The following is a 7,294-nucleotide window of genomic DNA, read 5'->3' on the forward strand; positions in this document are numbered from 1 at the left end:
GCCCGGCCCCCCCCCCCCTCCCCTTACTGCTGTCGCACTTCGATCGATCAGAAGCGCTGGGTGTACTTCATGTAGTAGAAGCGACCGATATCGAAGCCACCGTAGTAGGAGAAGCTCGAGTTCGGCTGGCTGTACATGACCGGGCCCTCGTGGTTGAACACGTTGTTGGCACCGAGCGAGACAGTGGCCTGCCACGGCAGGTTGTAACGCACCTGCACGTCGTGGAAGGTGTTCGAACCGACCTTGCGGCTCGGCTGGCCCAGGGTATAGGCCGAGCTGAAGTCAGGCAGGTTGCACTCGGTATCGTAGGAGCACGGCTCCTTCATGCCCGAGTAGTAACGCACGCCCCAGTTCACGCCCAGGTTGCCCAGGGTCCAGTCGACATTGAGGTTCGAACGGACGCGGAAGTTGGCACCCCAATCGCCGGTCGCCCAGCTGGTGTGCTGCTCGACCGGGGTTTCGGCTTCGTTGTCACGCTTGTACTCGAGGTAATCGACGTAGGTGGTCTTCCAGTCGATGACGAACTTGCCGAAGGAGAACTCCGGCAGGCGGTACTTGACGCCCAGGTCGTAACCTGCGGTTTCCTGGTAGCCACCGTTGATCAGGGTACGGGTGACGTCGACCACCTGGTTGACGGTGCGACCGTCGGTGCCGCGTTCGAAACGCTCACACGCCGACGCCACGCCCAGCACGTAGCACTGGTTGAGGATCGAGGTCACCGACTCGGCGGCGATCACGTTGTTGATGCGGATCTTCCACCAGTCGAGGCTGACGTCCAGGCCCTGCACGAAGTTCGGGCTGTACACCAGGCCTGCGGTCCAGGTCTTGGAGGTTTCCGGCTTCAGCTCCGGGTTGGAACCCGACTCGAAGGCGCTGTAGGACTGGGTGCCCGGGCCGGTCGACTGCGCACCGCCGGAGGTGATCTGGCGGAAGTTGGCCGGAACGCCGCCCGCCTGGCAGGCTGCGGCCACCGACGGGTTGCGCGCGGCCGAGCCGAAGCTGCTGTCGCACGGATCGGTGTAGGCGTCGAAGGTCTGCGACGTGCCACCGTACATGTTGGAAATGCTCGGGGCGCGGAAGCCGGTCGAGTAGGTCGCACGCACCAGCAGGTCGTCGATCGGCTTCCACTTCAGGCCGAACTTGCTGTTGATGGTGTCACCGAAGGTGTTGTAGTCCGAGTAGCGGCCGGCCATGTCGAGCGACAGCTCCTTGGCGAACGGCATGTCGGCCAGCACCGGCACGTTCAGTTCGACGTAGAACTCGTCGAGCTTGTAGCTGCCCTTGGTCGGCTTGCCGGCCAGGTCGGTGCTCAGGCCCGACTGCAGCAGTGCATCCGGGTTGTACTCGCCGCTTTCTTCGCGATGCTCGTAACCGGCCGCGATGGCCAGCTCACCGGCCGGCAGCGAGAACAGCGAGCCACCGATGTTGGCGCTGTAGGCCTTGGTGGTGTTGGTGTAGGTATCGTGGCTCGGCAGGAACAGGTAAGCCTGCAGGGCCGGATCGGCCAGCGAGCCGTTGCCGGTCGAGCCGTACGGTGCCAGCGGGTTCCACGGGGTGCAGCCGGCGATGACGTGGCCCGGGGTGCCGCAACGGGCAACGTCGCCGTCCATGAAGGACGGGCCGACCGCATTCTGCACGTTCGGAATGAACAGGTTGCCGGTTCCGGTCTTGACGCCCTTGTTCTGGTTGTAGACGTAGCCCACGTCCCAGTCCCAGAACTTGTCGCCGAACTCGAACGAACCTTCCAGGCCGGCCGAGAAGCGGAAGGTTTCCTGCTCGGACTCGGTCTGGCGCGGCATTTCCGAGGTACGACGGATGAAGTTCGCATCCGTGCCCAGCGGGTTGTAGATGCTGTCGGCCGACAGCGGGGTGCCATAGACCTCGGACTGGTACGGGTAGCCAGCGATCTGCTGGGTGGCCGTACGCTTGGTGTACAGCACGTTCGCGGTGGCGCGGATGTTGTCGGTCAGGTCGTAGTTGCCATTGGCGAACACCGAACGACGGGTCAGCTTGTTCTGCAGCCACATTTCCTGGCTGGCATTGGTGTAGTCAGCCGGGCCGAACTCGCGGAAGTCCGCCATGGTGTTGCCCGTACCATTGTTGGCGCGGGTGTACCAGTTGTCGTTGCTGTCGATCAGCACGCCGTGGTTGGACGCCGGCGACCAGCCGTTGGCATCCGAATCGGTCGGGTTCGGGTGGAAGCGACCGTTCGGGTAGCGGCTGAAGGAACGATCCTTCGCCCAGACCGGATCTTCCTTGCTGTACTCGGCACCGAAGGTGATCGAACCGCGCTCACCGGTCTGGCCGTAGACGAAGTTGTAGACCTGCTTCTCGCCGTCGCCCTGGCCGTACTGGCCGCCGTAGACGCTGGCTTCCAGGCCGTCGAAGTTCTTGCGGGTGATGATGTTGATCACGCCGGCGATGGCATCGGAGCCGTAGATCGCCGAGGCGCCGTCGGTCAGCACTTCAATGCGCTCGACCACCGAGGTCGGGATGGCAGCCAGATCGGTGTAGCCGCCGGTGCTGACGCCCATGCGCTTGCCGTCCAGCAGCACCAGGGTGCGCTCCGGGCCCAGGCCACGCAGGTCGACGTACTGGCCGCCCACTTCTTCGCCCGAGGTCAGGGCGTCAGCACGGCTGATGGCCGGCGAACCGGTCGCCGACAGGTTCTGCACGATATCGCCGACGCTGGTGAAGCCCTGCTTCTCGATGTCGGCGCGCTGCAGCGCGATCACGGGCTGCGCGGTTTCCATGCTCGCCTGGCGGATGCGCGAGCCGGTGACCGAAATGCGGTCCAGGTCGGTCGTGGCCTTCGCTTCCTGGGCGGAAGCAAAGGCCGGCGCCAGCGCCAGCGCAATGCCGGCGGGCAGCAGGCCGAGCCGCACTGCGGGATTACAAACGTTCATCAATCTCTCCAAGGTACGTGTTAGCAGCGTGTTAAAACACCCCAGCACGTTACGATTGCGTTGCGACGCTGTATTTGCGCGACCCAACCAGAGACTTTGCAGAATGTGGCGGCAGAACCCCGCCGTTTTCGCGGAAGCGCGATGCGGATTGGCCGTAGCGGGCGCGGAAGGCGCGGGCGAAGCTGCAGCAGTTGTCGAATCCGCTGGCTGCGGCGACCTCACCCACCATCATGTCGGTGTCGCGCAGCAGATCGGCGGCCCGTTCCAGGCGCAACCGTGCCGAAAGCGACTGAGGACTCTCTTCGTAGAGGCTCTGGAAGGTCTTGGAGAGATACCAGCTGGAGAAGTTGGTCAGCTCGGCCAACTCACCGATCCTCACCACGCGATGGCTGTTGCCTTCCAGGTAGAGCCTTGCGCGTTGCATGCGCCCGAACACCTGGCGCTTGCGGCTGCGCGAGCGTCCCGGGCAGCGCTGCACGTTCTCGGCCAGGCCACGTTGCAGGCTCGCCAGATGCAGCAGCAGCGGCCTCAGTGCATGGGCCGGCTGGCCACTGGCCAGCGCGTCGCGCCACAACCGCAGGCCCACCCGGGCGTCGCTGCGGCTCAAGCGGCCGCGACCGGCATACAGCCCACAGTCGGCCATCTCGGTCAGTACCCGCAGCGCTTCAACGTTCAGGTTCAGGCCCACGCACAACCCGTTGCGGCCCGCCTGCACCAACGGCCGGGACTCCTTCTCGAATGCGATCCACTCACCCTGGCGGAGCCGGAAGCGCCCTTCCTTGGCTTCGACCCAGGAACTGCCACGCACCTGCATCCACACCGTGAAGCTGCTTCCCGCCGTCTGCAGGCTGCCCAGCCGGGCGACGCCGAGGCAGGTGGGCGTGCCTTCATCGAGGGACTTGTCGAGAGAGACGGTTTGGCCGCGATCGGCCAGTGAGAGTTGACGCATGCGGGCACCACGGATTTGCCTAGTACAGGCCTCCGTTTTGCCCAATCAGGCGGCAGCGCGTCAGGAAAGTCTGCCGAGATCGCCACGAATTCGTGGCGAGAACGGCACGAAAAAATTACGAAGAGAAATTCTTCTTGAAAATCAAAAGCCTGGAGAACGCCGGGAACAAGGTCGGCGCCGGCCGAGGCAGCTGCATGACGCCGATGTCGGCACCATCGCTGACGGCCAGGGCCACGTACAGATCACGACCATCGGCGCTGGCACTGATCCCGTTGCCCGCGCTGAGCCGCTGCGCATCCAGGCAACGCTCCGGGGCCTCGACACCGGCCTCGATGCGGACCAGGGTCGTGCCACACCGGGTAGAGGTTCCCAGGTAGCCGATAGCGCCACTGCCGGCGACCGTCCAGGTGCGGTAGCGCCAGCGGCTCGGCCGGTCCTCGCTGATCTGGCGCACGCTGGCCGACGACAGCGCCGGATCGACCGACCACAGCCCGCCAGCCGCCAGGCGCGTGAACAGCACCCGCCCGCTGCCACGATCGAAACGGGCCTGCGATACCCCGTCGATGCTGGCCAGCCGGCGCCAGGGCTGCGTACTGCGATCAAACAGGCTCAACCGGGTACGCTGGTCCGCATCGCGTTCAACCACCAGCAGCTGGTCCTCGGTTGCACCGTACAGGGCCTGCAGCGGCTGCTCCGCCGGCACCGGCAACGCCTGCAGGCGCTCATCTCGCGGTGAGATCTCGTAGATCACCGTGCGCCCATGTTCATCGCGCCCCACCACCAGCAGGTGGCGGCTGTCGGCGGCCCAGTCCGGCGCCTGCCGCCCCTCTGGCCGCAGGCCCTCGATCGGCCGCAACGAGTCCGGCCGCTGCATGTCGGCCCACCACAGGGCGAAACTGCCCGAGCGATCAGAGGTGAAGACCAGCTGCCGGCCGTCAGGCGCCGCCATGGGCTGGCCATCGCGGCCACTGGAAGCGAACAGGCGCTGCGCACTGCCGCCATCGGTCGGCACCTTGAACACACCGAACTGCGCACGGCGATGAACGAACGCCAGCACCCCGCCATGCCGCGACACCGCAGGCCACTGCGCATCGTCCAGGCCGGCGTCACGCAGCGTGCGGCGTTCAACGTCGAGGTAGTACAGGCGCACTTCGCTGTCGACACGCCGCCCGAACACGATGGTGCGGCCATCATCGACCCACGCCCAGCCCCGCTGCTCGGCCGCTTCGTTGGTCAATTGCTCCGGGACGCCGCCACTGGCCGGCATCCGCCACAGGTCGCCCATCTGCGGATTGCGCACGAACACCAGCCACTTGCCATCCGGCGAGTAGCGCGGCGCATAGTCGAAGTCGTCCGCATCGACGCTGTAATCCACGGCATTCCACTGACCACTGGCCAGGTCGAGCACGCGGATGCCGCGGTGCGCATACCGCCCGACCATGCTGCCGAACACCAGCCCACGGCCGTCAGGGGTCCAGTCGAAACTGAGCAGTTCGGTGCCGTCACAGCGTGTCGCCTGGCGCAGCGCGCCGCCGGTAGCGCTGGCAATCAGCACCTGGCAGCCGCCTTCGGCGCTGAACCGTGCAAAGGCGATCTCGCGGCCATCCGGCGACCAGCTGGGAAAACGATCGCTGGCGCCCACAGGGGGGGCCAGCAACTGGCGCGCGGGCGCGTTGCCCGAGGTCTGCACCTTGATCGCTCCGCCGCCCTTGCCGTCCTCGTTGGCGCCTTCATAGGCAACCTGGGAACCATCGGGGGAGAGTGTTGGATAGGTCTCGAAGCCACTGGTGGCGGTAATCAACCGGTAGGGCCGCTGCGGGCTGCCGATCACGCGGACACCGTTCTCGACAGCCGCATCCACCGGTGAACTTGCCACTGGCGCCCGGCGCAGCAGCAGCATCGCCAGCACGATCACCGCCGCCAGCATCAACAGGCCTGCTGCCAGCAGCACCTTGCGCCGTACCTGGCGCCAGGTACGGCGCAGGCCCGGTGCCGGCACCGCAATGCCGACAGGAACCACGCCCGCGGCGCCTGCCAGCGTCAGCGGCGGATCGGCGATCTCGCCGATCTCCATCGCAGGCTCGGCCGCTTCCAGCACCTGGACCGGTACCAGCAGGCGGTAGCCGCTCTTGGCGATGGTCTCGATATAGGCCTGGCCGTTGTCGTCGTCGTTGGCAAACGCCTTGCGCAGCTGCGTGACCGCCTGGGTCAACACATCGTTGGTCGGCAGCGTGTCAGGCCACACTTCGGCAAACAGCTCCTCGCGGGTGACCACCCGGCCCGGCTGCCGCAGCAGCACGCGCAGCACGCCCAGTGCCTTCGGTGTCAGCCGGCGTGGACGACGCGCACCCACGACTTCGACCTCTCGCGAGGACAAAGTGACGACGCATTCGCCAACCTGGATGCGGTCGGCCTCGGGCGGCTGGGTTTCGCTGCTGTTCATTTTCCGATATACAGTAGGGACGGGCCTGGGCAGGTTTCACCAGCGATACCGTCCCCATGCAGGGACAACAAAAAGCCAGATTCCGCACAAAGCATCGGCGCATACCGCAAAAACAATTACGCGTACCGATATTAGCCTAAGCCGGTTACCCCGCCTATGACGGGGTCGACACTCAGGCTCTCTCTCGCCGACGCATTCACATAATCTGCATCATCATTCGCGCCCTTGCGGGCGCGAAATTTTTATCTGGCGTTCATTTTCACATGCGCCGAAGCATCGTCAGTCCGACCAGCCGCGAGACCACCAGGGCGACATACATGACGCCCGCGAACTGTTCCAGCATGACCAATGCCCGCGCCTGCGGATGCAGCGGTACCACATCGCTCAATCCGACCCCGGACAACAAGCTGAAGCTCAGATAAAGCAATTCCATCCAGCTGCGCTGCGGCCCCCCGCCCGTGCCCTGAAAACTGCCCGGGTACCACTGCTGGCACACCGCGAACGTAAACGCGAACGCCCAGGCCAGCAGGGTGAAAGTCGCGCCGGCCGCAAACAGCTCATCGCGGGTGACTTTATGGTCCTGCAGCATGTAGGCGATCAGCGCACCGGCCGTGTAGAAGTACAGCAGGCTCTCCAGCAGCTGCGCCGTGGTCAGCAGCGCGCTGCGGTCCAGCAGGGCGCCGGCCAGCGAGAACACTACCGAGGGGATCGCCAGCAGCAGCGCCAGCCAGGTGCCCAACGGACTGCGCTGCACCACCCACAGGGCAAGGCCAAGCACCGCCATCCCGAACATGCCCAGCGCCGCGCGGCCGGCGGCGGTGTCATCCAGGGCGGGATACAGCAGCACCGCCAGCAGTTGTGCGCCGAGCAGCCAGGCCGAGGGATGGCGGCGGGCAATGGCCAGCCAGCGGGTGGTCATGGCAACAGGCATGGCGTCCTTTCCCCGGGGCGATGGGCGGAGGATAGCCGGACACGGCGTGATGAACGGTCGTGCCG

At 65.7% G+C, this 7,294-nt stretch carries 4 protein-coding genes; all 4 read right to left on the reverse strand.

The features are described 5' to 3' along the window. Window positions 1–47 precede the first annotated feature (47 nt). The 4 genes from O0J73_RS20580 to O0J73_RS20595 all read right to left on the reverse strand — a co-directional run bounded on the left by O0J73_RS20580 (window position 48) and on the right by O0J73_RS20595 (window position 7,229). The gene (locus O0J73_RS20580; RefSeq protein ID WP_308309517.1) at window positions 48–2,906 is read right to left on the reverse strand and encodes a TonB-dependent receptor; all 2,859 of its coding nucleotides are present in this window, start codon (window positions 2,904–2,906) and stop codon (window positions 48–50) included. A gap of 49 nt (window positions 2,907–2,955) precedes the next feature. After that, window positions 2,956–3,855: a helix-turn-helix transcriptional regulator gene (locus tag O0J73_RS20585; RefSeq protein WP_006467828.1), complete on the reverse strand. Its 900-nt coding sequence runs from the start codon at window positions 3,853–3,855 to the stop codon at window positions 2,956–2,958. Between the two features lie 115 nt (window positions 3,856–3,970). Further along, a complete protein-coding gene (locus O0J73_RS20590; RefSeq protein WP_308309518.1) occupies window positions 3,971–6,298 on the reverse strand; it encodes a winged helix-turn-helix domain-containing protein in 2,328 nt (775 codons plus the stop codon). A gap of 259 nt (window positions 6,299–6,557) precedes the next feature. Next, window positions 6,558–7,229 (reverse strand): ion channel, encoded by a 672-nt coding sequence (locus O0J73_RS20595; protein WP_006467915.1) that lies wholly within the window; start codon window positions 7,227–7,229, stop codon window positions 6,558–6,560. Between the last annotated feature and the right edge of the window lie 65 nt (window positions 7,230–7,294).

This window comes from Stenotrophomonas sp. Sm6012 (assembly GCF_030985895.1).
Classification (GTDB): Bacteria; Pseudomonadota; Gammaproteobacteria; order Xanthomonadales; family Xanthomonadaceae; genus Stenotrophomonas; species Stenotrophomonas forensis.

Coding starts and splice junctions, on each gene's coding strand:
- O0J73_RS20580 (WP_308309517.1), bottom strand. CDS start 2,906: ATGAACGTTTGTAATCCCGCAGTGCGGCTCGGCCTGCTGCCCGCCGGC.
- O0J73_RS20585 (WP_006467828.1), bottom strand. CDS start 3,855: ATGCGTCAACTCTCACTGGCCGATCGCGGCCAAACCGTCTCTCTCGAC.
- O0J73_RS20590 (WP_308309518.1), bottom strand. CDS start 6,298: ATGAACAGCAGCGAAACCCAGCCGCCCGAGGCCGACCGCATCCAGGTT.
- O0J73_RS20595 (WP_006467915.1), bottom strand. CDS start 7,229: ATGCCTGTTGCCATGACCACCCGCTGGCTGGCCATTGCCCGCCGCCAT.